At 43.8% G+C, this 25,234-nt stretch carries 20 protein-coding genes; 4 read left to right on the top strand and 16 right to left on the bottom strand.

Annotation, left to right across the window (positions count from 1 at the left end):
• Positions 1-467 precede the first annotated feature (467 nt).
• A complete protein-coding gene (locus NZ043_RS21940; RefSeq protein ID WP_133384476.1) occupies positions 468-2,951 on the top strand; it encodes a hypothetical protein in 2,484 nt (827 codons plus the stop codon).
• On the opposite strand, the gene NZ043_RS21935 is transcribed toward NZ043_RS21940, so the two are convergent.
• The 11 genes from NZ043_RS21935 to NZ043_RS21885 all read right to left on the bottom strand — a co-directional run bounded on the left by NZ043_RS21935 (position 2,946) and on the right by NZ043_RS21885 (position 15,586).
• Entirely contained in the window at positions 2,946-4,010 is a 1,065-nt protein-coding gene (locus tag NZ043_RS21935) for a hypothetical protein (protein ID WP_133384475.1), read from the bottom strand. The genes NZ043_RS21940 and NZ043_RS21935 overlap by 6 nt on opposite strands.
• 43 nt (positions 4,011-4,053) lie before the next feature.
• Positions 4,054-4,992: a tyrosine-type recombinase/integrase gene (locus tag NZ043_RS21930; protein WP_133384474.1), complete on the bottom strand. Its 939-nt coding sequence runs from the start codon at positions 4,990-4,992 to the stop codon at positions 4,054-4,056.
• Between the two features lie 140 nt (positions 4,993-5,132).
• Complete coding sequence (locus tag NZ043_RS21925; protein WP_133384473.1) at positions 5,133-6,275, bottom strand: amidohydrolase family protein; 1,143 nt, start codon at positions 6,273-6,275, stop codon at positions 5,133-5,135.
• 2 nt (positions 6,276-6,277) lie between these two features.
• Complete coding sequence (locus NZ043_RS21920) at positions 6,278-7,336, bottom strand: aminotransferase class V-fold PLP-dependent enzyme (RefSeq protein ID WP_133384472.1); 1,059 nt, start codon at positions 7,334-7,336, stop codon at positions 6,278-6,280.
• Positions 7,320-8,105 carry an ATP-binding cassette domain-containing protein gene (locus tag NZ043_RS21915; RefSeq protein WP_133384471.1) on the bottom strand — a complete coding sequence of 262 codons (786 nt, stop codon included), beginning with the start codon at positions 8,103-8,105 and terminating at the stop codon, positions 7,320-7,322. Before NZ043_RS21915 ends, NZ043_RS21920 begins: the two co-directional genes overlap by 17 nt.
• Positions 8,106-8,107: 2 nt before the next feature.
• Entirely contained in the window at positions 8,108-8,860 is a 753-nt protein-coding gene (locus NZ043_RS21910) for an ABC transporter ATP-binding protein (protein ID WP_133384470.1), read from the bottom strand.
• The gene (locus tag NZ043_RS21905; RefSeq protein ID WP_133385944.1) at positions 8,860-9,720 is read right to left on the bottom strand and encodes an ABC transporter permease; all 861 of its coding nucleotides are present in this window, start codon (positions 9,718-9,720) and stop codon (positions 8,860-8,862) included. Before NZ043_RS21905 ends, NZ043_RS21910 begins: the two co-directional genes overlap by 1 nt.
• A 2-nt stretch (positions 9,721-9,722) precedes the next feature.
• Entirely contained in the window at positions 9,723-10,667 is a 945-nt protein-coding gene (locus NZ043_RS21900; protein ID WP_276323989.1) for an ABC transporter permease, read from the bottom strand.
• Positions 10,664-12,283 (bottom strand): ABC transporter substrate-binding protein, encoded by a 1,620-nt coding sequence (locus NZ043_RS21895; RefSeq protein ID WP_133384469.1) that lies wholly within the window; start codon positions 12,281-12,283, stop codon positions 10,664-10,666. Before NZ043_RS21895 ends, NZ043_RS21900 begins: the two co-directional genes overlap by 4 nt.
• A 210-nt stretch (positions 12,284-12,493) precedes the next feature.
• Positions 12,494-13,645: an iron-containing alcohol dehydrogenase gene (locus tag NZ043_RS21890; RefSeq protein WP_036608771.1), complete on the bottom strand. Its 1,152-nt coding sequence runs from the start codon at positions 13,643-13,645 to the stop codon at positions 12,494-12,496.
• A gap of 246 nt (positions 13,646-13,891) precedes the next feature.
• The gene (locus NZ043_RS21885) at positions 13,892-15,586 is read right to left on the bottom strand and encodes a M3 family oligoendopeptidase (protein WP_339309225.1); all 1,695 of its coding nucleotides are present in this window, start codon (positions 15,584-15,586) and stop codon (positions 13,892-13,894) included.
• Between the two features lie 606 nt (positions 15,587-16,192).
• Here NZ043_RS21885 and NZ043_RS21880 point away from each other — a divergent pair.
• Both NZ043_RS21880 and NZ043_RS21875 read left to right on the top strand, forming a co-directional pair.
• The gene (locus tag NZ043_RS21880) at positions 16,193-16,948 is read left to right on the top strand and encodes a DUF3153 domain-containing protein (RefSeq protein WP_249910949.1); all 756 of its coding nucleotides are present in this window, start codon (positions 16,193-16,195) and stop codon (positions 16,946-16,948) included.
• 117 nt (positions 16,949-17,065) lie between these two features.
• Positions 17,066-17,278: a hypothetical protein gene (locus tag NZ043_RS21875; protein WP_017688899.1), complete on the top strand. Its 213-nt coding sequence runs from the start codon at positions 17,066-17,068 to the stop codon at positions 17,276-17,278.
• Positions 17,279-17,360: 82 nt separating this feature from the next.
• Here NZ043_RS21875 and NZ043_RS21870 read toward each other — a convergent pair whose 3' ends face one another.
• Positions 17,361-20,105 (bottom strand): PAS domain S-box protein, encoded by a 2,745-nt coding sequence (locus NZ043_RS21870; protein ID WP_339309224.1) that lies wholly within the window; start codon positions 20,103-20,105, stop codon positions 17,361-17,363.
• Between the two features lie 272 nt (positions 20,106-20,377).
• Between NZ043_RS21870 and NZ043_RS21865 the strand changes: the two genes are divergently transcribed.
• Complete coding sequence (locus tag NZ043_RS21865) at positions 20,378-21,202, top strand: protein-glutamine gamma-glutamyltransferase (RefSeq protein ID WP_339309223.1); 825 nt, start codon at positions 20,378-20,380, stop codon at positions 21,200-21,202.
• 183 nt (positions 21,203-21,385) lie between these two features.
• Here NZ043_RS21865 and infC read toward each other — a convergent pair whose 3' ends face one another.
• From infC to NZ043_RS21845, 4 genes are all read right to left on the bottom strand, one after another.
• Entirely contained in the window at positions 21,386-21,877 is a 492-nt protein-coding gene (gene infC / locus NZ043_RS21860) for a translation initiation factor IF-3 (RefSeq protein ID WP_091031425.1), read from the bottom strand.
• Between the two features lie 120 nt (positions 21,878-21,997).
• Positions 21,998-22,930, bottom strand: a complete 933-nt coding sequence (locus NZ043_RS21855) for a manganese-dependent inorganic pyrophosphatase (RefSeq protein WP_339309222.1) — start codon at positions 22,928-22,930, stop codon at positions 21,998-22,000.
• A 256-nt stretch (positions 22,931-23,186) separates the two neighbouring features.
• On the bottom strand, positions 23,187-23,939 hold the full coding sequence (locus NZ043_RS21850) for a metallophosphoesterase family protein (protein ID WP_339309221.1): 753 nt from the start codon (positions 23,937-23,939) through the stop codon (positions 23,187-23,189).
• Between the two features lie 99 nt (positions 23,940-24,038).
• Positions 24,039-25,046 (bottom strand): LLM class flavin-dependent oxidoreductase, encoded by a 1,008-nt coding sequence (locus NZ043_RS21845; protein WP_339309220.1) that lies wholly within the window; start codon positions 25,044-25,046, stop codon positions 24,039-24,041.
• Positions 25,047-25,234 lie beyond the last annotated feature (188 nt).

Here is a 25,234-nt window from a genome sequence, read left to right as displayed (position 1 = left end):
AACTGAAATAGAGATGATGCTGGTGTAGAATTGCTTGACTGTCTTACAGAGGTGAATGTTAGATGCAGAACTTAAGGTGTAGCTCGTGAACAATGAAATAGACTACTCCTATTTAACATTAAACACGAAACGGACTGGGGAATCTTACTGGAAAACATCGACATCAAGTTGTGGGTCAGATTACCCTTTCTCGTGCCGTTGTTGTTCATATTGTATTCGATAAAAGGGAAGCAAACTCCTTTTGGAAAATTCATGGTAAAAGTGTGACACTCTAGACCCATAAACCTATAAAATCAGAAATACAGGTCATATGAATCAGGAAATGGCAATTTATTTGTAAATATTTAGAGGAATATATAGAAATGTGTCGAATAATAGATATGTTATAAAAGGAGCACTTAGAATTGCATTAAGCAATTTATCGAAGAGTTACATACTAATAACTATAAATTATTTGGAGGTTAATAATGAAGCATGCTCTGTTAGATCATCAGAGAAAAATAAAACATGAGATTTTTAATAAAATGAAGGAATCTCGTAATTTTTTTATAGTTGAAGGGGTTTCAGGAACCGGAAAAAGTTTTTTACGTCAAGATATTATTAATGAGTTGTTTCTAACCAATGAATTCGAAATTTTTCTTATGGAAGGAGATAAGAATTGTATTACAAGAGAATACTATCCCATTGAACAATGTCTATCATCAAAACAAAACATTTCGAAACATCAAAATGAAGTTTTCAAGAGCACTGTTGCTAAAACCGCTGGAGCTGTACCCTTGTTTGGAAAAGCACTTGAGAACTTTGTGCATGAGTTACTGAATTATAATAACAATAAATTTAGAAACTATAATACACACCTAACTGATACTGAACGTGACATAATTTTCAGAATGCGCCACATTAGTAAAAAAAGATTCTTGATATACGCAGAAAATTTTCAATGGTGGGATGAGAAATCAACTGATTTGTTATATCAAATTATGAAAGAAAACCAAAACGAGAATTCATTCTTGAAAAACGCAGTAGTTATAATTAATTGGACTGATGAAGAACTAGCAAATTATCAAAATTTAAAAATTGATGTTTCAGGAAATTTTGAATTCATTCCATTCAAGTTGGATGTGATTAAGAAAAAAAACTATACAAATGTTTTACATTCGATGGGACTGAAAAAAGGTATTAAAAATGATTTGTTAAATGATCTGTACTCAATAACAGGTGGTCATCTGCATCTTACAAAAGTAATGATAAATTATCTTAACGATTCAAACGATCAATCATCTATTAAGTTAGAGGAACTAGCTGATACTAATCAAATATCAACATTAATTCAGGACCGGTTGAAAAACCTTGGCGCAGCTGGACAAGTCATAGATGAAGTATTAAAATATGCTTCAGTTTTAGGGATTTCATTTACTTTTTTTGAACTTGAGAAAATTACAAATAAAAACCAAGAAGAACTACAATATATAATCAAAGAAGCGAATAAATTACATTTTGTTGAGCAAGCAAATAAAAAAGTGAACTTTATTCATGAATTTATTAGAAGTCTGTTTGAAAAAAAACTCGAAGATACCAAAACATATTATTATGCTTACGCTGAATGTTTGAAAGTAATTAAACCTAGCGACTATATTGCAAGAGCACGTGCTATGTTGAAAGCAAGCTGTTTAAAAGAAGCCGCCTTACTATACGTTTTAGCATATATACAAAAGTTAAGAAACAACGACATTATAAAAACCGAATTTCTTGAAGAAATATTCATCTCTATTAAGGAGCTTGATGTTGAAGAATATATTGAACTAATGCAACAGGCTTATAAAGAATATAACAATAAAGAATTTGATAAAGCAATTGAACATTTGAGTTGGATTGAAGACACATACCCTACTGTATTGAAAGCAGAAAGAGACTATCTATTAGCTATGTGTTTGACAAAAAAAATTGATAGAAGTCATCGACAAGATTCGGTTTCTATTCTTGAAAACTATAGAGATCTTGATACATTAGAAGCAGAAAGTGAACTATGGTCAAGGATTTTATCCCTTCTAATAATTAGTTATATTCATATTAATGATAAAGAAAGTGCCAAGAAGATCGAAAAAGATCTTATGTTGTATTTACACGAAAGAGTAGAATATGATCTCAATGCAAAGGATAAAATAAATATATTACGTAGGAAATCAAGTGCAGTCCATTCCATTTCTTTAGCCCAGAGAAACACACAAAAAAGTGTTAAATATTTTGGACCCTCAGAAGAGAGCGGAGCTCCACTTAATCCAATTCAATATTACTTTGCTTTGAATAATCATGTCGCAAATACTTTTGTTCTCGGGAAGTTTGAGGAAAGCCACAGAGATGCTAATAAATTGATTGAATATATAACAATAAATCCCGAAATAGAGTTTCCTCGAACTGAAAATGCATTGAACAATTTTGTATTGAGTGGGATCGCAGCAAAAAAAATATCCCTCCAAGAAGGCTTAGGGATATTTACAGAGATATTTAAAGAAACCAAGTCAAGTGCGGATCGAATTCTACTTCGAATAAATCAATCAGTTTTATTTGCTGCAACAAATCAATTGGATGAATCCTTAAGTGTACTAACTGAACTCAAAAACTTACTAATTAATAAATCAAATATCGAACTTTATTATCAATATTACATTGATTCCAATCTTATGGTTGTAGAATATTTATTAGGAAACAAACCAAAAGCCATGGAATTGTGGACTAATATTTCTGACTTACCTTCAATTGGTGATGAGAATTATTACGTCAAGCGCCATGAAATTATAAAAGTTATATTTGATAGTAATATCAGAATCTCTGGGGAAGAATGGCTTACATATATTGATAAAAATTATCCAGATCTTATTGAACGCTCTAAAGAAAAATCCTTTGGGAACGGTTATTTAGTATCAGATATCCAGTTTTGGTCAGAATCATAAACCATATTTCTCAAACGTAACTGCTATGAAAGTAGCCAACATTTCATCGTATGTATAGCCTAATTCTTTAAATGAATTATGGAAAGAGCTATGTTTTACAATGTGTGGATTTGTAGCAATATCAGTTATAAAAAACTCATTATTTTGATTTATTCGATAATCTATTCTTCCGAAACCTGTGATTCCTAGTATTAATGCAATCCTTCTCGTGGATTCAATCAATCTTTGATTTAATTTCTCATTGTAGACGCCGTAGTTGTAGAATGAATATTGGTCTTTTCCTCGTATTTCATATGTTAGAATTTGTTCGTTCAGAAACTTTTTTTCAGCTAATTGAATTCCCATAGGAACAAGTGGTGTGATGCTATCATTTGCAATAAAAGGATGTTCAATTTCATAACCCTCAATAAACTCTTGAACAATGATTTCCTGTTCATACTCCATGCATCGTTGGTGGATGGTTGGATCAAGTGAAGATTGATAAATAATAACACTCCTTTGATCAATCCCAATACTGGCAGATTCATTATTCAACTTAGTTATAACCTTAAGACCTTCTGGTGGTTTTTTTCCAAAAAGCCACCCTTTTTTATTATATAACCAACTCTCAGGAACTTTAAGACCGTGGGCTTCCAATAATATACCTGTATGATACTTGTTCCTACACAAGCTTACGGTATAAGGATTAGAGCTCGTATATTTTAAATTATACAGATCACAAAAGGATGGTAACAATGATTTCCGACCCAATTTTTTTCCCTTTTGAGCCATGCTCAGTACAATTCCAATTTGCCTGCCATTTAGCATAGGATGCTTATTCTCAACAATTTGCCGTATGAACTCTGTCTCATCAAAATGAATTACTGTTTGAAATCCAGAATCTTCAAATCCTTGATTTAATTCCTCTAATTCTAACTCACTTAAATATTCGGAAGTTAAAGAGTTCTTTTCATAATCGTCAAACTTACTTGTGTGATTATCTACGTTAGTTACCATGACGACCATAATCTTTTCTTTTTGTGAATTCACTAAATTAAGGTAATTTTTAATTATCTCCACTACAAAACCTCCAAATAATTTATAGTTATTTGGAGGTTCTACTCTACACTTTTAAGTTATTTCTTGGATTGAACCTCGACAGTACATCCTTCTTCCGCTCAACAGACACCTCTGTATAAATTTGGGTTGTGCTAACGTTTGTATGCCCGAGAATCTCCTGCACTGAGCGCAAATCTGCACCGTTGTTCAGAAGATGTGTAGCAAAACTGTGCCTTAGGTAGTGGGGTGTTGATTTTTTGCTTACTTTAGACAAGTCCCTGTATTTAGAGTAAATATCTTCAATGGAATAAATTGAAAGTCGATCGCCATACTTATTGATAAACAACGCATTAGACTTGGAATCGAAATGCTCGCGAGCATGCAGCCAAGTTTTGATCTTAAGGATTACCTCGTTGCTCGAAATATACAATAAGCGCTCTTTACGGCCCTTCCCAAAGATCAACACTGTTTTTTCTTCCAGATCAATGTGCTCCAGATCAATATTCACTAATTCGCCGATCCGAATACCGATTACGTAAAGCAATTCGATAATAGCATCATTACGCTGGTTAATCCGTTTTCTAAAGATAGTACGTAATTGCTTCATATGTTCTTGTGGTGCATTTAACAGCCTTTCAACCTCGGTCACAGAGAGAGTCTTCGGAATACGTCTTGCTGTTTTAAAATTTTTTCCGAATCCAGAGATAGGCGATTCAGCAATGTCTCCTTCTTGTACCAAATAATTAAAAAATGCTTTAAAGCATATGTATTTCCTTTTGATCGTTGAGTCTTTCAATGTGTGTTTACTTGTTAATTGTTCCAGGTACTTTCTTAAATTATCTCTGTTCACATCATGTAATTGATTGTCATTGAGCCATTCTACAAGTCGATTAAGGTCAGATCGATAGGCTTTTATTGATTTGTTGGATAAATTCCGTTCTACGCTTAAATAGATTTCATATTGCTTGATATATGTATTTAAATCATGATTGCCGAGTTTCATAGTGCCTCCTGATGTATATATGATATGTCGCGTCGCTCGACCTACATTATTGCGCATGCCAGCTTATTTGTGAAGATGTCCAAAGTGCTATAGACTGGCCAATACTGATTTTCTTGCAAAGAAAAAACGCAGAAACCAATTTATGGTTTCTGCGCTCCGATAATGACGGAAACAATACTCTCCCGTAGCTGATGTGCATTTTTCGTTTGATACGGATCGGCATTAAAGATGACGGCGTCCGCAAGATAGCCTTCTGCAATCTGCCCCAATTCGTCGCCACGACCCAGAATCTCGGCAGCGTGGGTCGTGGCAGACTGCCACGCTTCTTCTCGGGTCAAGCCATAGTCTATCAGCGTGTCCATCTCCTGCAGATTGTAGCCATGGAGCGCAGGTGTGGCATAATCGGTACCGAACCCGAAACGAACTCCCGCTCTTTTGGCATATCCGATGGCTTTGGAATGAGCTTCAACAGCCCGTGCAGCACGATCATTAATGACAGCAGGTAGCGCAAGTACACCTTTTGGATCTGCGGCAATCCTATAGATCGATGTGGTCGGCACAAAGGCTGTTCGGGACTCGGCAAGTCTGCCAGCCTGATCCTCGGTTAAGAACATTCCATGTTCCACTGATCCCACCCCTGCCTGGATGGACCAGTCGATCGTCACGCCTCCCCAGGTATGAACCAGCACCTTTTTATGATGAGCATGTGCATAACGAACGATGAATGAAAACTCTTCCTCCGAAAATACAGGATCTAACACTTGTTCGGTAGGCGCTCCCAGACCACCTGTTGCCATAATTTTAACCCAGCCTGCGCCTGTATTAAATATATCGTTCAACCGTTGTTCCAGATGCTTCACACCACGCGCATCTGCCGCACCTAACATATCACTGCTGGTTTCAACCTTCAGAGGATGTCCATAATGTTCAGCAAGATGCTGAGCCGTGCTTGGCATCAATCCACCTGCATCACGAGCGGTGGTTACGCCAGTCCTAAGCGTGGCTGCAAAGGCTTGCGCCTGCATGACTTCAATCTCGTGCTTATCACGCTTCAATTGATCCGAGTGGTCGAAGTCTGTCCATGCCAGATGTGTGTGCAGATCAATTACGCCCGGACTAATCCACAAATCAGCATCTGGACGAACCTGATCATCATACGCTGACATGGATTCTACAACTGATGTAAACCGGCCATTCTGAATCGAGATATCGAAGCGTTTGCCTTCAATACCTGCTATAAAAATATGTTTGAAGTTTTGATCTTCCGATTTTACCTGAGTCATATTCATTTCCCCCAAACGAGGCGAACAGCCTGGACTGCCTGCTCATGGTCCTGATTCAATAATGCCGCAATAGTCGCAACAGCTTCCTCCACCCCCGACAAGGATGCATTGGCCCCAAAATGATTAATTCGTAGCAGCTGACCAAAAAGTTCTCCGTCCCCCGGAGCAACAATGCCGATCGGGTGATCGATATGCAACTTCTCTTCCCCGGATATTCGAACCGTCGTAGTCAGTGTAGAATACGTTTTGCTATCTTTTTGCCAAGGTTCCAGACCTAGAGCCTGAATACCAGCAATGGCTGATGCAGCAGCCTGTTCATGACGCTTAATCACCTGCTCCAACCCTTCTGACTCGATCGCTGTCAATGCCGAGATCAGTGCTCTGGCTTCCAGCGTTGGAATGTTGGGAGGAACACGTACCGGTGCAGTCCCCTTCCCAGATGGCTTCAGATCGAGCAAAGAGAGAATGGAGTTACGCGGCGCATATGCATTGGACTCAAGAAATTTCCAGCCGCGCGGCGAAATGCTTACAGCGCTGATGCCATTCGGACCCGCGAGAGCTTTTTGGGCACCGATAGCTACAAAATCCACGCCCCATTCATCAACAGGTAGAGCCTCTCCCCCAACTGCCGAGACGGAGTCGCTCACCGTAATCAGTTTGTGAGCACGGGCAATCTTTATGATTTCCTCCGCTGGATTGGACCCACCTGTAACCACCTCAGCTTGAACAAAGGATACCGCGGACGGTTTATATCGCTCAATCGCGGCAGCAACCTCCTCCGCAGGTACAACTTCATCAAAAGGGACTTTGACTTCAATAACCGTTGCCCCGCCGCGTTCAAGCCATTGACCAAATAAACTGCCGTATGGCCCTGTCACGACATTGACAATAGTACGACCTGGCGCGGATATTCCGGCTGCCACGGCCTCTATGCCCAAGATCGCCTCTCCAGGGATGATCACCGGGGCATGCTCCGTAGACAAGAGCCTAGAGAGCAAATGTGTAAGTGTCTCGTATTCACTCCGCGTAAGCGGTACAAATCCTTTATAAGGTTGGCTCATATAAACCTCCTGATGAAATTGATTTTGGCATTTTTGGAACGGCGGATAGCAACTCTCGACTATATGCCGATTCAGGACGAGTGAAGAATTGCTCCTTGGGACTGATTTCCACAAGCTGCCCCTGCCTCATAACGGCTACCGTATCACTAATGGCATGGATGACTCCCAGATCGTGAGAGATGAACAACAATGTAAGATTAAGCTCACGCTTTAGCGAATTGAACAGTTCAAGCACACTTAGCTGCACAGAGACATCCAGTGCACTCGTCGGTTCATCCGCAATCAGCAGGCTCGGCTCCACGCTTATTGCCCTTGCGATTGCAATCCTTTGACGTTGTCCGCCGGAGAATTCGTGAGGATACTTGTCCAATGCTTTACTCTCTAACTGAACACGGGCCAGGAGCTCTCTCGATCTTTTCTCCACCTGTGAACGGTCCACAATCCGATGAAACAACAGTGCTTCAGCAAGAATCTGCCGGATGGAATGTTTGGGATTCAGTGATGCATCCGGATTTTGGAAGATCATCTGCATATTTTTATATTGCTCACGACTTCTCTTCTTTTTCAATGTTTGATTTCCCAGCAGCATTTGCCCCTCATCGGGCGTGATCAAGCCGGCAATAACCCTAGCAAGAGTAGATTTCCCCGAACCAGACTCACCGACAAGACCAAGTGTCGTATGATGCTGGAGTTTCAATTCAATGTGGTCCAGTGCAGTAAAGTCACCATAACGAACCGATACATTTTGTATTTGTAAAGCTGGTTCCATCGTTATTCGCTCCCTTCAAGCTCCGGCAAAGGAAGCACCGAGTTAATCAGCATCTGTGTGTACGGATTTTGTGGATTTTGCAAAATGGCAAGTGAATCTCCATGCTCCACAATTCGCCCCTGTTTCATCACACACAGCTTCGAGCACAGAGTCGCTGCAATGGCAAGATTATGTGTTACAAATACCATGGCGAAGCCCAGTTCACGCTGCAATCGGGTGATCGTCTCTATAATTTGCTGTTGCACCGTAACGTCCAGCGCTGTTGTTGGCTCATCACAGAGCAGAATGCCAGGCTTGCACGCCAGAGCTAGTGCAATGACTACCCGCTGACACTGCCCACCTGACAGTTGGCTAGGGTATCGGTCCTCACGCTTCAGTGAGTCGGGAAGACCCAACAGTTCAAGCAACTCCAGTGCGGCTACCCTTGAAGCCTTCCTGCTTAACTTTTGCCTGTAATAGACAACTTCGGCCAGTTGTTTAACAACGGTACAGAGCGGATCGAGCGCACCTCTCGGGTCTTGAAACACCATTGCGCTGCTCACGTCACTCCGAATGCTGCCTCCAGTCTGCTCCACTCCGCTTGGCAGGAGGCCCAGAATAGAACGTAATGTAAGTGATTTTCCGGAACCGGATTCACCTACTAATCCCAGGCTCTCCCCTCTGCCGAGCGAGAAATGAACATCTTGGACTAATTTTTGATTCGACTTGGTCGACAGTGACAATGCCTCGACTTCCAAAATCGGACTTGTGGACATTATTTTTTCCTCCATAGATCGGCCAACCCATCACCTACAAGGGACAGAGCAATTCCAGTGTATACCACTGCGAATCCCGGAACTGCCGAAAGCCACCAAGCTGTTGTGATAAAGGATTGACCATCCGAGATCATTGTGCCCCAGTCCGGGGTAGGCGGTGCGATGCCAATACCCAGGTATCCGAGCGTAACAATTGCCACCAGCAGGCCGACCATATCCGTCATTAACACAACAACTGCCTGGGGCAGTACATTAGGCAGGAGATGACGCAGTATAATCCGTATTCCCGGTAGTCCCAATGTCTGTGCGGAAGCCACCCATTCCTGTTTGCGATAAGATGCACTTAGCCCTCTGACTACACGGGCAAATACGATCCAGCCAACGAGCATAAACGTAATATAAATTCCCCGCTCGCCTGCTCCGCTGGCAAAAGCCACGATAATGACGATTAGATAAAAAGGGAACGCGATAAATGTGTCCGTGATCAACGATATAATTTTATCTACCCATTTTCCATAGTAGCCCGCAAGCATCCCCAGCAATATCCCCATGCAAAAAGGGACAATTTCCGCCAACACCATAATACTCAGGTCGGTTCGCGCGGCATAAATCAGTCTGGTAAACAAATCACGTCCCAGTTGGTCTGTACCGAGCCAATGTTCGGCAGACGGAGGTTGCAAAAAAGCACTCAAATTTTGCTCGGAAGGGTCATACGGACTAATAAACGGTATGCTCACGGCCAAGATAATCAGCACAGCAAACATGGCACCTCCCACAAGCAGGGAAGGGATTTTTAAGATGCGGTTCATGAGGGTCGGGTTCAGGTGCTCTTCATATAACCGAGGTTCAGTTCCTATCATTTTCATGGTTTTCCTTTCGTTCTGGGATCAAGCCACCTGGTAAGGATCTCGATCAGGAGACTAATAATCACCACAGATACGGCACAGTAAAGGGCTATGCCTTGAATGACCGGGAAATCCCGTTTAGAAATAGAACTAAACAGCAAACTGCCGATTCCCTTGATGCCAAATACTTGTTCAACGACCAATGTCCCACCAATCAGATAAGAAATGTTAACACCAAGAAGGATAAGCGTTGGTAGCGCCGCATTGCGCAGGACATGTTTGAACAAAATAACCCGACTTGGCAATCTCGCCGCCTTCAAAGTAACGACAAAATCAGATTCCAGTACTTCAAGCATCTGGGCTCTCAATGAACGAACCAATGTCGGAATCTGTGACAAAGCTACGGTAATGGCAGGAAGCGTCAAACTGTACAACGTGCCCCACCACCCTTCGCCGACTCCACCAACGGGAAACCAGTGAAGACGCACACTCAGCAACAGAATCAAAAGGATGCCAACCCAGAAGATTGGCATACCTAGCGTTACGGTAGGAAAAATACGTATGACATGATCCAGCAGCTTATCCTTATGCGTAGCTGCCAGCGTAGCAAGCACAAGGGCAATGACAATGGCCAAAGCACAAGCCATGCCGATGAGCAGCAACGTGACGGGCGCCCGGTCAGCAATCAACTCTCGGGTAGAGGTTCCATTGATAATTGAGTTGCCGGTATCTCCCTGCGTGAATAGCGTTTTGACAAACCGAATGTACTGTTCTCCTACCGGAAGATCCAGCCCGAGAGCATGATGCATGCTCTCAAGCGCCTCTGGCGTGCTATATTCGCCCAGAATCATTTTAGCGGGATCTCCTGGTACCATACGGATGAGAAAAAAGACTGCTGTCATCACACAAAAGATTACTGCCAATGCTCTTCCTACAACACTGAACAACCAGAACTTCTTCATTTCTGAATATGAACGTCTTCGAACCGCACGCTGCCGTTAGGCAACACAACGAGTCCATCTACGGAAGAACGAGCGCCGATCAGAATGTCCGGATAATAAAGCGGGAGATAAGGCACTTCATCGGCAAGCGTCTGAAGCAGCTTGGAGTAGATTTCCGCACGACCATCGCCGTCCGCCGTTTTTTGACCTTGATACAGAAGCTTGGTTACTTCATCATTGGTGTAATGTGTCCAGTACGATTTACTGAATCCGTCCGGATCGGTCTGGAAAGCTATGATCGAGTTTGCTTCCGGCGAATCAGCCTGTCCACTATTCAGCATTATTGCAAAATCATAAGCAAAGAATCGTTCACGGAAGGATGCCAGCTCAATTGATTCAATTTCGATGTTGATGCCGATTTGTTTTCCCGCCGCCTGAATGATTTGCGCTTCTTGAGCCCTAGTGCTGTTGCCTGAAGCTACAAGCAATTTTGTAGTGAACCCATCCGGGAAAGCCGATTTTGCCAGTTCTGCCTTCGCCGCAGTTACATCAAAGTTCAGCGCCTTAATTGTGTCATTCGCATTATACGGAATCGTCGTAGGCAACAATGAATTAGCGGTCTGTGCATACCCAAAGGTAAGCGCCTTAGTCAGACCGTCACGATCAAGTGCCAGAGCCAGGGCACGACGAACATGCACATCGGAAAAATGCTTGTCCAGCGTATTGAAGAATACTTGCTCTGTCACCCAACTACCGTTTGTTACCACGGTTGTATCTGCACCATTCTTTATTTCATCAGCATTTTGCAGCGCCAACGATTCAATCGCATCTACTTCTCCTGCCTTCAGCTGGTTGATCGCTTGACTATCGTCTTCAATCAGCTTATACACCAATTTATCCACTGAAGGTTTTCCTTCTTGCCAATAATGAGTGTTCTTAGTAAAGGTTACATCGCCTGCCGGGTCCCACTGCTCAACCACGAACGGTCCCGTACCTACCGGTTTTTTGAAAAATTCTTCCTCCGTAACTCCACCAAAATTGTTCGGGATAATACCATTCGAGAAGTTGGACAACTCGGAAATAAACGGTGTATACGGCTCTTTAAGCGTAATAACCAGCGTATGCTTATCCGTTGCTTTAATCGTATCCACTTTGGCGGATATAGCCAACGGGCCTCCAACTTTCAAATGCCGCTCAAGAGAAAATACAGCATCCTCCGCAGTAACATCACTGCCGTTAGAGAATTTCAATCCGTCACGCAGCACAAATGTATACGTTAAGCCGTCATCACTGATCTTATGTGACTTGGCGAGCCAGTCCACAATTTCTCCCTTGCTGTCAAAAGCAACCAAAGATTCAAATACTTTATCAATGGCAAATGCATTGTTCGATGTAATCTGATTATGCAAATCAAACGAGGTTACAGAAGCTGGCCTGCCGTAGACAAAAGTCCCTCCTGCCGCAGTCTCGTCTGTTTTTGATTTATCATCCGTACCTTGACTAGCACTTGGCTGAGCTGCTGTATTGGGAGCGGGATCATTCTTGGACCCGGAGCATCCGCTAACGATCACCAATAATAGGACCGCTAAAGCTCCTACCCATAATGACTTTCTGGCTGATAATTTAAACTGTGACATGTCTGAATATCCCCTTCCAATAATTCATATCTGATTAGTATGGATTGATTATGGATCAAAGGAATCCCTCTGTCAAACAAAAATTGTTGCTTACAGCGGGATTAAAACTAATATATCCATTACAGGAAATGGTTTCGTAATCAAAGGACTCTAAAGTTCATACAACACTAAAAAAGCCAGAATATACTCTGGCTCTCTTTGTGCTTACATCTATATAATTTTGCGGAACAGCTCCATCACTTCATCCTTGGACGGTTGATAGGGGTTGCCTGGTGCACAGGCATCTTTCATCGCGTTATCGGCAAGCAGTTCCACATCGGGATCTTTTACACCTAGTTCAGACAGTTTCTCAGGAATGCCTACTTCCTTCGATAGCTGACGGATGGCCTCAATGACGTAATCCGAACACTCTTCATCACTTCTACCCTTCACATCCATACCAATTGCCTTAGCAATATGACGGAATTTTCCAGGTACATGCTTGGCGTTCAACTCTTCCACATACGGGAGTAACATTGCGTTACAGACACCGTGCGGCAGATCATATACGCCACCCAGTTGATGCGCCATCGCATGGACATAACCCAGGCCCGCATTATTAAAAGCAATCCCGCCAAGGAAACACGCATACGTCATATGTTCCCGCGCTTCCAGATCACTGCCGTCTCTCACGGCTCTAGGCAAATATTCAAAGATCAGTTCAACAGCTGCTGCAGCTGTCGCACTTGTCACTGTAAATCCACCCGGTGTAACCATCGCTTCTACGGCATGTGTCAACGCATCCATACCCGTGGCCGCTGTGAGACTTGCAGGTTTGCTGAGCATCAGCTCCGGATCATTAACCGACAGGGAGACCAGACTATTGCGGTCCACCATCACCATCTTCACTTTACGTTCCTCATCTGTAATCACGTAGTTTATTGTCACCTCGCTCGATGTGCCAGCCGTTGTGTTAACAGCTACAAGTGGCACGGACTTATGTTTCGATTGATGAAATCCTTCATATTCGCGGATATGCCCACCGTTCGTAGCTACAATACCAATGCCTTTGGCAGCATCCTGCGGTGAACCTCCGCCTATCGATATAATGGCGTCACAGCCATGATCCTGGAATACTTGAAGTCCATCATGTACATTCTGACATGTTGGATTAGGCTGAACCTCATCATATACTACATAGTCTAACCCTGATTTTCTTAGTATAGACAGTACCTGTTCAGCAACGCCTGAAGTAATCAACTGACGATCACTTACAACCAACGCCTTGCGGATACCCATCTGTTCAATCATCTGACCTGCTTCTTGTAAACATCCTCTACCCATCAAGTTCACGGGCGGAACATAATATGCATGTGTTGCCATTTGAACCAGCCTCCTGTAACCCCTGATTTACTATCTCCATTGTAACTGAATCCGTTTTCAGATATAGTGAAATAAATCACAATGAGTCCGATAAATGTTACACTTGAGGTTGATTTTTACCCATAATGAAAAAGACGACCCAGACACCCGAAGGTCTCCAAGCCGTCTTACGTATCTATCTTAAAGCTTTATCCACTGCTCATACCTTACCGAAGGTACTTTCACTAAAAGCATCCTTACGAAGGCTTACAGCGCCTTATCGTTCACGCCGTCAAGCCATGCCTCAATATCGCCAATTACGGAGGATACACAGCCATCCTCGAATGGAGAGTTCAATCCAGCCAGTTCAACCAATCCGGTGAAGGACAGGCTTCCTCCCGCTTTGCACAACGTCAGATAGTCAGCCCATGCGGACTTCATGTCCTCATTGCTGCGTTTCCAGAACTGGAATGCACAGATTTGTGCCAACGTGTAGTCAATGTAGTAGAACGGCGATGAGAAAATGTGACCTTGCTTATGCCAGAAACCACCCTGCTCCAGATACGCATTATCTTTGTAATTGATGTGTGGCAGATAGGTCTTCTCAATGTTGCGCCATGCCTGTTTGCGTTCCGCTGGTGTAGCTTCCGGATTCGCGTATACAAAATGCTGGAATTCATCCACGGCTACGCCATACGGAATGAATAACAGACCGGAAGACAGGTGATCAAACTTGTACTTGTCCGTATCTTCCTTGAAGAACAACTGCATCCACGGCCATGTGAAGAACTCCATGCTCATGGAATGAATCTCAGCCGATTCATATGTCGGCCAATTGTATTCAGGCACTGCAAAATCACGGCTCTCATACACCTGGAAAGCATGACCTGCTTCATGCGTCAATACATCAATATCACCCGATGTACCGTTGAAGTTGGAGAAGATAAACGGCACTTTGTAATCGTTCAGGAACGTACAATATCCGCCGCCCTGTTTACCTTTTTTGCTTACCAGATCCATGAGCTCATTTTCGGTCATCATTTGGAAAAAGGCATCCGTCTCTGGTGATAATTCAGCGTACATTTTTTTACCATTATCGATAATCCAGTCCGCGTCACCCTTAGGTGTCGGGTTACCCGTCTTGAAGCTGAAGCCCTGATCGTAATAATACAGCGCATCCACATCAATCCGATTACGCTGACGCTCTCTGAGCTTGGTCGCCACAGGTACGATATAATCACGAACTTGCGCCCGGAAGTTAGCTACCATCTCTGCATTGTAATCCGTACGGTTCATGCGATCATAGCCGAGTTCCACATAGCTTGGATAACCCAGTTTCTTCGCGATCTGTGTACGCACTTTAACCAGTTCATCGTAAATGCGATCGAATTCAGCTTCATGTTCAGCCATGAAAGTGTATCTGGCTTCCGAAGCACGCTCCCGCATGGAGCGATCCGTGGACAGTTCAAATGGATGAAGCTGTGGCAACGTGCGCTCTTCACCTTCGAACGGAATTTTGGCCGATGCGATCAATTGATTGTATTCTGTGGAAAGTTTGTTCTCCTTCTGGAGTTCTTCAATAATTTCCGGGCTGAAAGTTTTCAGTGAAAGATCCGCCAGCTGGAACAGCTGTGAACCCCATTTTTGTTCCAACTCATTGCGGAATTTGGAGTTAACCAGTGCACGGTAAAAATCCGTAATATATTCCTGCACAATTGGTGCATTCTCATCCAGAAATTCGTTCTCCGCTTTGTAAAACTCATCATTGGTATCAATGGAATGACGGATGTAGACCAATTGGGCTTGTGTCTCAAAATCACTGCGCAGCGCGTTAATCTGATCCATGAACCCACTCTGTTCTTCAACCGTTGCCGCAGCTTCAAAACCGCTCAACAGCTCACGGAAAGATGTCTTGATGTGCTCCAGATTCGGACGTGTATACGTATACTCACTAAATTTCATTTATGTACACCCTTTCCTGTTTGGCAGAATTTCGGGAGGATCCCGAGTTAAACTACCCCCTATTATACAAAAGAGCAGCTAAAAAATCCCATCTTTACGAAAAATATTTGTCCATCGGTCAAATTGTGCAACATGAATGGTTACATATATTACTTACTTATGTAAGGTCAGTGCCTCAAAATTTTTCCCCACACAAATAAGCCCGCCTCGCGTTAGCGAAGCCAGCTTATAGGTTGTCTCTCTTCTTTTCACATTTAAAGATTACTAGCTTTGGTCTTTATCCATAATCTGATAGAACCAGCCCATTCCGACCATGCCCACGACCATAATAACGGCCATAATAATGATATATGTCATGAATGTAACCTCCCTGCTTCCGTATATTCATCACACTACTACTAGTGTACACGGTGAAGCGCTGTTTGAATTGACCGAACATTGACAAAAATACGAAATCTTTAATTTTAATAAATGGATTATTTCCCCGATCACACTAAATCATACGTACCTCATTGCACGGTTCAAAGTTTCATCCGCCATGCTTACGGTGTATACTATACTTCTATGAAATGGAATTTGGATTTTTACGCAGAAAGGTTGAAAGACATGTCAACTCGCATCCCCTTACGTCAGTTATTTCTTACTGTTTTATTAGCCCTTATGTTATGTATTTTATCCGCCTGTGCTGATGGAGAAGCCCATCTAACGGTGAATATGGATGGATCAACGGATCTGGATCTCAATCTCAACGTAAAGAACTCCGCTCTTGGAAAAATTGGACAAGACAATCTTATGCCTCTGATCGCAGATGCATTGAATCGAAATAACTTCCAGGCAGAGGTTTCGGAACAGGGAGATCAGAAGCAGCTCACAGCGACCACCCATTATGAAAAAAGCAATAAAACCAGCTTTGATACGTCCAAGTTACCACAAGGGATCATGGTTGAACAATCAACTTCCCCCGGCTTCTTCACTTCAAAGATGCACATTACAGCAGAAGCCGATCTCATGGAGTCCATGCCCGATGGTGAGATCAAAAATCAAATTAACAAGGTGCCTAGCTTTCTTAAAAACCTCTTGTTAAAAGATGTTAACTTTGACTTTAAGTTGTCTTTACCCATCAAGGCAGCCGATTCCAATGCAGATCAGGTGGAGGATGGCGGAAAAACGCTCATTTGGCACGTTTCACCCCTCCAGATGAATAAACTGGATCTGACTGTACAGGTTCCCAATATCCGGAATATCATCATAATTGCAGTCATTGGTCTATTATTAATCGCCGCTCTGCTCATTTGGTTTTTTGTTCGTCGCAGACGGGCCAGACAGCGCCATAGTGCAAGATCACATCGCGGAAAAAATTAATTCTTCACACCAATTTTATTTGTGGCTTGCCAAACGGTGTTATGGATAGTAGAATACATCCGTACTGTGTGAACGGTTAATTTTTTATTAAGCAAAGCTAAAGAGGTGACAGGTTTCATGAATATCCGCGAATGCCCACTACCTGGTATCGGAGTTAAGTACCAGTTTGATACAAAGGGCGGCCATCAGTTAGTCATTATTGTGCATGAGGACGGACGCCGTGAATTATTCTCCGTTGATCCACAAGACAACGAAGAACTCACTCTGATTGCAGATTTGGAAGATGACGAATGTGTGACTCTCTCCGGTTTAATCGGAGGCTGGTCCTGATTTTTGTTGTCGGTGCCAACTAATTTGAGTAAATGACAGAATAACCTGTACCTTAAATTTCAAGGCGCAGGTTATTTTTTCGTTACGTTACCCTTTGAGAGCGAATATATGGAACCCATGTATTCAGTACGCGGCTAATCTCCGTGGAATGAAACGGTTTGCTGATAAAGTCCTGCATCCCGCATTTCAGACACTCCTCACGGTCACCGGCGCCTGCAAAAGCTGTAATCGCTGCAATAACCGGTATGTCTGGGTGGCTCTGTCTGATGTGGCAGGTCGCTTCAATCCCATCCATAACTGGCATTTGAATATCCATAAACACCAGGTCATATTCCTTGTTCAATGAATCGACGGCCTGTGCCCCATTCTCAACGATATCACACACTCCGCCAAACTTGCGCAGCATCTCCTCCAACAGATGACTGTTGACCGCTTGATCCTCAGCAATCAAAATTTTGATGTCATGGGCAAGACTAGCTCGATCCAATTGCAATTCATCATTCGTGGTGATATCGATCGGGTCATTACTTTCCTCTAACCACCGCTCCACTACGAGGGTGAACTGGAATTCTGCCCCCTCACCGATCTCACTCTGTACGCCAATCGCTCCGCCCATTAACTCCACCAGTTTTTTGCTGATCGCAAGGCCCAGACCTGTCCCGCCAAACTTACGATTGATGGCCGGATCAAGCTGTGAGAAGGATTGGAACAATTGATGCTGCTTTTCTATTGGAATGCCGATCCCTGTATCTCTCACCTTAAAGGTCAACATCAGGTTATCCTGACCATGCTCATCTGAGAAATCAGCACCTACGCTCACCATAATACGGCCCTTCTCTGTGAATTTAACGGCATTACCCACCAGATTAATCAAAATCTGCCGGATTCGTGTCTCATCCCCTCTAATGCGTTCAGGAATGTGATCCGACACTTCATAATAAAGTTCAATATTTTTCTCTGATGCCTTCAGTGCAAACAGCTCGATCACCCCACCCAACATCGCCTTAATATCTACAGGTGCGCGCTCAAGATCCATTTTGCCTGCTTCGATTTTGCTGAAATCCAAAATTTCGTTCAAAATGTACAAAAGGGATTCGCCGCTATCAATCATGATTTCCGCAAAACCTTTCTGTTCATCATCCAGCTCGGTTTCCATTAACAGATGGGCCATGCCCATGATGCCGTTTAAGGGCGTACGAAGCTCATGACTCATGATGGCGAGAAACTCAGACTTTGCCCGGTCTGCATGCTCTGCTGCTTCCTTGGCACGTATGATGTCCTTAACAGATGTCATATCACGGAAAACCAACACTGCCCCGCGGGTTCTACCCTGATCCATAATCGGCTTCAATTGGAACTCCGCCAGGAAACTGGATCCATCCTGTCTCCAGAATACGGATTCGGTACGCGGCAGACCTCGTCCCTCACGAACAGCCTGTAGAATTGGTGTATCCTTGGATGGGTAGGGGATGCCTTCGCTCTGCATTTGGATCATCATCTGGTCAAGGGGCTTGCCATTCATTTCACTTGGACAGAAGTTCATGATCTCCGCAGCGGCTGGATTGGCAAAGTTCAGATTCCCATCAAGGTCCAGTCCAATAACACCCTCAGACATGCCATTCAATATCAATGCCCGTTCATAACTAAGATTCTCGATTTCCTCGACGTAACGTTTGGACTCTGTAATGTCACTGGTAATCCCGTAGACCCCGACAACTTTGTCCTCAAGTATAATAGGAACATTAATCACATTTGTTTCAATTCGCTGCCCATTTTTGTGAATTAAGCCTATCTCGTAGCTCTGTGCATTGCCCTTCACCGTTTCCTCAAAATGATATCGAGTCTTCTCCAGATCCACAGGATCAATGAGGTGATCAAAAGGCCGACTCAGCAGCTCCTCCTTGGTGTGTCCTGTCAACTGTTCCTGACCCATATTGGCTTTCAGCAGATTGCCTTCCAGATCAAGAGAAGCCACACCTAGGGGATTACAGTCAAATAACGATCTGTACTCCTGCATGCTTAACTGTTGTTGCTGGCTGGCAGTGATATCCCGGGTTACAGCGACGAGCTCTATCAGTTCACCTGCACTGTCATAAACATAATGTGTAATGGTATCTGCCCACACCGTAGATCCATCCTTATGTAAAAGACGATAATTGATCCGTTTGGGAGCCAGACCCTTTCTCTGCTCTTCCACGTACGCTTCAACCATAGGCACATCCTCCGGATAGATAACAAATGTTCCCGGCTTACCTATAATTTCTTCTGGCTCATAGCCCAACATGCTCTTACATGCATTCGATACATATTTAAATGTACGACTAGAATCGGCATCATGTATTGCAATCAGATCTAATGAAGACTCCGCCAGCAGGCGAGAGATACGACTGCTCTCTTCCAATTGCTTACGTTGCACGATGAGTATTTCCTCTGCATCTTTTTGTTTCGTAATATCAGCAGCTTGTACCAGCAAATACAAGGGCTCACCATTCGTTTCATCCCTAACAATGCAAGCTCTAAGGGTTGCCCATAATAACGAACCGTCCTTTCGTTTCAGACGAACCTCCGTCTCGTACATCGGACTTGTTTCATGGGTCATTTCCCAAAACTTGCTGCGGAATTCCTCCATATGCAGATCTTCTTCGTAGATCATATGTATGACCGAAGTATCGATCAGTTCATCTTCACTGTATGCAAGCATCTCGCAAAATGCAGGATTAAGCTGCAACCACCGTCCATTTACATGCGATGCGACAGCAATGCCGATTGGTGCGTGCGTATACAATTGTTCGAACAGAGATCGGCTCTCTGTAATGGATTTCGACATTACATGTCCTCCTTTATGAGAATTCGAATGTATTCCGTATGAATAGATCGACCTGAACATAACTTCATCTATAGAGTACTACCCCAAATGCCATGATTGATAAACGAGATCGGACAAAATCCCTGCATGAAGCGACATTTTTAATTTTGAATGCTGACAACTTTCATTGTGTACATACCAATTCGAACACATCACGTCATATACTACACAATACCCGTGCTCTCCCGATTATACAATGTTGAATATTCGAATAGGAACGGAGGTTATGGATCATGATCATTGTTGCTAATCAACCCGCCCAGCTGAACCGCTTGGAATGGTCTGCTTTTGAATGGCATTGGTTACAGCAACTCCAGAATCGGCCTACAAGGTATGTGTACCAATCCATGGATCATCTTCGTTTTGAGTGGGACTTGAGGGGCTCTCTCGTGGATGCAGCGGAAGGATTGGATCGAAGCGGTGTGAGTTTTGCATCCTTTGAGAAATCCAGATGTAATCCTGCCTACTGGGATCGTAATGCGGAAGGTGGGTTCGAGCTAAGATCAAACGTGACACCCGCCGACGGTATCCGAGATATCTGGAGGAATGGACACTTATATGCCTTTGAATGTGCAACAGCTACCGTTATTGTGCTGTATGGTGGCGTGCTGGGAAGCATTCGCGAAGACGCCTTTAATTCCCTGTTTCGAAATCTGTTACTCTTCGACTGGCATTATGACAGTGACCTGCGATTAACCGAAAAAAACGGTAGTGAAACCGCCCTTCCAGGAGATGTGCTGTATTTCAAAAATCCGGATGTTTCTCCGGAAACCCCCGAGTGGCAGGGAGAGAATACGTTCATGCTGCGTGAGAACTGGTATTATGGTCATGGCATTGGTATTGCACGCGGCGAAGAAATTATACGTACCCTGAACCAGTTCCGCGTTCCAGGTAGCCGGGTCTCCGCCTACTTAATGGATATGGTGATCTATCCGGACTTCTTTTATTTATCCCGATTCGCCAAAAACAGCCAGAATAATATGGCCGCTGGTTCCACGCCTGTATTACCTGGGCAGTTATATGTACGTCTTGGTGGCAGCCGTTATTTACGCAGCTGAACTACTGGAACAGAAACGGCTTTTGCATTAAATTGGACGACACCTCAATCCAAGTGATGACAAACAAGCCCAATACAGCAGCAGTTAACCTGCCACCTCATTGGGCTTTCTTTACATCCAAAAAATCATTACTGTATCGACATTCGTTACCTTTGTGCTACACCGAGGATCGCTCCAGGCAGTTTACGCATTAGGGTCCAGTTGCACAACAACCTGTTTACCACTTACCTGAACACCTGTCGTTTTGCTACCGAATTCAGCCAGCGATTTGCTCAGTTGCTCAGCCCACTCCTTGCCTGCAACTCCTTCTTTGGCTCCATGCACCTGGATGACGAGTTTTACCGAATCACCCTTCTTCAGAATGCGCTCCGCCTGAGATTGCTTCGTATCCCGGTCGTGATCCTCCATCGCAAGGTTCAAGCGAATTTCCTTTACTTTACGTTTATCGGGGGATTTACTCGCTTTTTTCTTCGCCTGCTGCGCTTCTGCTTTGGCCGCTCCAGCTCCAATCAGCTTGCATGGCGGTGGACTTGTCATCAAGGACAAGCACACCAGATCTACTTTATGTTGCTTCGCAAGTAGAAGTGCTTCCTGCGTTGACATCACACCCAGATCTTCACCATTTAGGCCGGTGAGCTGCACTTCGGCCGCTTTGATCTTTTCATTTTTAATCATGATTCTTCCTCCTCTACATCAAAAGCCTGTCCTGACCATTTACGGATCAGAGCAGGCTAGGATGGTGTTGCTACTTATTTGTAATACATATCAGCGTATGAATATGCCAATCGGTTTGATTTACAGCGTGTTGAATGCTTCCGTCAGAACCGGTACAATTTGTGATTTGCGTGATACTACGCCTTTCAAGATAGCTCTGCTATCAGACAGCGTCACATTGTAGGCTTTCTCCACGGCTTTAGTGGATGTACCATATGCCAAAGCTACAGAATCGTTGTTCAGAATGTCTGTTACGACAAATACAAACAGGTCGAGACCTTTGCTGGAAATGATTGCATCAATAGCGGCTTCAAGCTCAGGTTGCTTCACGAGAACATCATTCACGTCAACGGCATTAACCTGTGCAATTTCCACTTTGGATTGACCCATTACAAATTCTTTTGCATCCAGGGAAATTAGTTCAGCAATTGTTTTTTTGCTCAGATCCGCGCCGGCTTTCAGCATGTCCAGACCATAGCTGTCTGCATCTACACCAGCAATAACAGCCAGTTCACGCGCAGCGGCTACGTCCTGCTCTGTGCAAGTCGGGGATTTGAACAACAGGGAATCGGAGATAATGGCAGACAACATCAGGCCAGCAATTGGTGCACTCACTTCGATGCCATTTTCTTTGTACATTTTATTCAAAATGGTTGCTGTACAACCTACAGGCTCTGCACGGAAATACAGAGGTCCGCTTGTCTCAAAGTTAGCAATACGGTGATGGTCAATAACTTCAACGACAGTCACTTCCTCAATATCGCTTACACTTTGCTGACGCTCGTTGTGGTCAACCAGAATGACTTTATTTACTTCATTTGCAGCTGTTTTAATCAGACGCGGTGCTGCGATTTTGAATTGATCCAGTGCGAACTGGGTTTCACCATTGACTTCGCCGAGACGCACAGCTTCAACGTCCTGACCCAACTTTGTTTTCAGATCCGCATAGGCGATTGCCGAACAGATCGTATCCGTGTCGGGATTTTTGTGACCGAAGATTAACGCTTTCTCCATATTTATAGCCCTCCGTCAATTCTCATTTAGAATAATACATGTCATATTTTAATCATACCCTACTGATTATAGCGCTAATAAGGCTTAATTCCAATCCTTTTACAGCGAATTGATTGCAAATCATTCTCAGGTAAGTCATTTTGGAAAATAGCCAAACTTGGTTCATTACCCTCAAGTCGATATGATATGTATCGTATTTATTCATCGTACAACCTTATAAAATTAGCATACGAAACCCTGATACGCAACGAAAACATTAAATCTCAGGCTCTTCCGCGCTCTGCCCTTGTCGAACAAAAAAGGTCTGTAGACTGCCGTCTTCGCTAATCTCCAGCAGGTTCAATTGCGCTCCGTAGGCACAACCACCATCAATGCCAATTTTGTCTCCGCTCGGGTCAAACCAAATGCCTGTCTCATCATGCAAATGCTTCACGGGGGTGTGTCCAAATACGACCGTCTCTCTAATCGTCGTTGGTCTGGAATAGAATGATTCACGAATCCAAATAAAGTCCCGCTCGGACTGGTTTCTCCAATCCTCGATATCCGGGTTAATCCCGGCATGCACAAAAATATAACCCGGAATCTCGTACACCAGCGGAAGCTGTTCCAGAAAACGAAGATGGTGTTCATAGTGTGTACGTATCCACTGTTTGGCTTCACCATAAGCTTCCCAATCTATCTGTTGCTCATCATAAGTAAGCTCCAGATCCAGATAACTTGCCATCGTCTGTAGTCCGCCGTTACGAATCCAGTGTTGATCATATTGCTCAACATCCTGAGTTAACGCCTTGACCATCATGGCATCGTGATTGCCTTTAATCACAATAATATGGTGCTGTTGCTGAAGCTGCATAATCTGTTCGATGACCTGTCTGCTGCTTGGACCGCGATCCACATAATCACCAAGTAAAATCAATTCATCCTGCTGCGGATTATAATCTGCAAGCTTAAGCAGTGCATTAAATTCATCGTAACAGCCGTGAATATCACTAATGACACATCTGCGCATGTGAATCTCTCCTCTCCCTGATCACGCAAGAGTATAACCGGAACCTTGCATGCGCAAGATTCCAGTCTGTTTAGAGTAGTTATTCCCGCTTGCTTACCATTAGTCCTGCTTGAGTCCAAAGGCTTCTGCAATCAAGCCAAATGAGCGCAGACGTGCTTCAAACGAATGAACCGCTGATGCAATAATGACTTCATCTGCTTCATGGCGTTCTGCCATTGCGGTAATTTTGTCTTTCACCTGATCTGGTGTTCCCACGATGGAAAAAGAACGACGTTGACGGATCTGTTCCATCTCCATCGCTGTGTACGGATAGTTGTTCACCGTCTCCAGAGATGGGAAGGAACTTTGTTCAAGACCTCGTCCAAGGCGTAAGAAGAAAAGTTCATTGCTGCGCGCAAGTTCAGCCGCTTCTTCCTCTGTCTCCGCGCAGAATGCCGAGACAGCAATCATTGAATGTGGTTTGTCATTCAGGATGGACGGCTTGAAATGTCTGCGGTAATGTTTCATCGCTTCTTCGCCGCCTGGTGTTCCGAAGAATTGGGCAAACGCATACGATGTCCCTTGTGCCGCAGCAATTCTTGCACCTTCGGAGCTGGAACCCAGCAACCACACTTCGGGTACCGTGGGAACCGATGGTCCGGCTACCAGAGATGCAAACCGATGATCCTCAGGCAACTGCTCGTGGAAGTATCCGCCCAGATCCGTGATCTGTTGCGGAAAGAATTGTACATTCGATGATTTGCCTTCATTCAGCGCTCTGCTGGCAATTGGCATGCCTCCCGGTGCTCTGCCAATCCCAAGGTCAATCCGTCCCGGATGCAGAGCTTCCAGCAGACGGAAATTCTCTGCAACCTTATAGGCACTATAGTGAGGTAACATAACGCCACCGGAACCTACGCGAATTCGATCCGTATGTGCAGCCACATGTGCAATCATAACTTCAGGACTGGAGAAAGACAGCGCACCACTACCGTGATGCTCCGACATCCAGAAGCGGGAGTACCCCAATTGATCCGCATGTTGTGCGAGTTTCACCGTTTCCTGCAACGTATCCTGTACACTTCGTCCTTCGTTGATATGTCCATGTTCGAGTACACTCAGTTTCATATATATTCAATCCTCTCGTCTGTTAGGTTCATAAGTACTTTGAATATGAGATCTGCGAATATTACGCGCTTTTGCTCACTTCATTCTTGCTCATCCCATTGTAACATTAATTATTACAGTTTCAAACTTTAGTTATCCTCTTTATTACAACACTTGTGCAAGAAACATGCAAAAAAACGCCACCAGCT

The organism is Paenibacillus sp. FSL k6-2145 (assembly GCF_037976585.1).
Lineage (GTDB): Bacteria > Bacillota > Bacilli > Paenibacillales > Paenibacillaceae > Paenibacillus.
Note: the sequence above shows the minus strand (reverse complement) of the source record. Positions and strands in the feature narration are given on the sequence as shown.

Coding starts and splice junctions, on each gene's coding strand:
- infC (WP_091031425.1), bottom strand. CDS start 21,877: ATGATTAAAAATGAAAAGATCAAAGCGGCCGAAGTGCAGCTCACCGGC.
- NZ043_RS21875 (WP_017688899.1), top strand. CDS start 17,066: ATGAATATCCGCGAATGCCCACTACCTGGTATCGGAGTTAAGTACCAG.
- NZ043_RS21855 (WP_339309222.1), bottom strand. CDS start 22,930: ATGGAGAAAGCGTTAATCTTCGGTCACAAAAATCCCGACACGGATACG.
- NZ043_RS21890 (WP_036608771.1), bottom strand. CDS start 13,645: ATGGCAACACATGCATATTATGTTCCGCCCGTGAACTTGATGGGTAGA.
- NZ043_RS21920 (WP_133384472.1), bottom strand. CDS start 7,336: ATGAGCCAACCTTATAAAGGATTTGTACCGCTTACGCGGAGTGAATAC.
- NZ043_RS21865 (WP_339309223.1), top strand. CDS start 20,378: ATGATCATTGTTGCTAATCAACCCGCCCAGCTGAACCGCTTGGAATGG.
- NZ043_RS21910 (WP_133384470.1), bottom strand. CDS start 8,860: ATGTCCACAAGTCCGATTTTGGAAGTCGAGGCATTGTCACTGTCGACC.
- NZ043_RS21870 (WP_339309224.1), bottom strand. CDS start 20,105: ATGTCGAAATCCATTACAGAGAGCCGATCTCTGTTCGAACAATTGTAT.
- NZ043_RS21915 (WP_133384471.1), bottom strand. CDS start 8,105: ATGGAACCAGCTTTACAAATACAAAATGTATCGGTTCGTTATGGTGAC.
- NZ043_RS21940 (WP_133384476.1), top strand. CDS start 468: ATGAAGCATGCTCTGTTAGATCATCAGAGAAAAATAAAACATGAGATT.
- NZ043_RS21930 (WP_133384474.1), bottom strand. CDS start 4,992: ATGAAACTCGGCAATCATGATTTAAATACATATATCAAGCAATATGAA.
- NZ043_RS21900 (WP_276323989.1), bottom strand. CDS start 10,667: ATGAAGAAGTTCTGGTTGTTCAGTGTTGTAGGAAGAGCATTGGCAGTA.
- NZ043_RS21885 (WP_339309225.1), bottom strand. CDS start 15,586: ATGAAATTTAGTGAGTATACGTATACACGTCCGAATCTGGAGCACATC.
- NZ043_RS21905 (WP_133385944.1), bottom strand. CDS start 9,720: ATGATAGGAACTGAACCTCGGTTATATGAAGAGCACCTGAACCCGACC.
- NZ043_RS21880 (WP_249910949.1), top strand. CDS start 16,193: ATGTCAACTCGCATCCCCTTACGTCAGTTATTTCTTACTGTTTTATTA.
- NZ043_RS21850 (WP_339309221.1), bottom strand. CDS start 23,939: ATGCGCAGATGTGTCATTAGTGATATTCACGGCTGTTACGATGAATTT.
- NZ043_RS21925 (WP_133384473.1), bottom strand. CDS start 6,275: ATGACTCAGGTAAAATCGGAAGATCAAAACTTCAAACATATTTTTATA.
- NZ043_RS21845 (WP_339309220.1), bottom strand. CDS start 25,046: ATGAAACTGAGTGTACTCGAACATGGACATATCAACGAAGGACGAAGT.
- NZ043_RS21895 (WP_133384469.1), bottom strand. CDS start 12,283: ATGTCACAGTTTAAATTATCAGCCAGAAAGTCATTATGGGTAGGAGCT.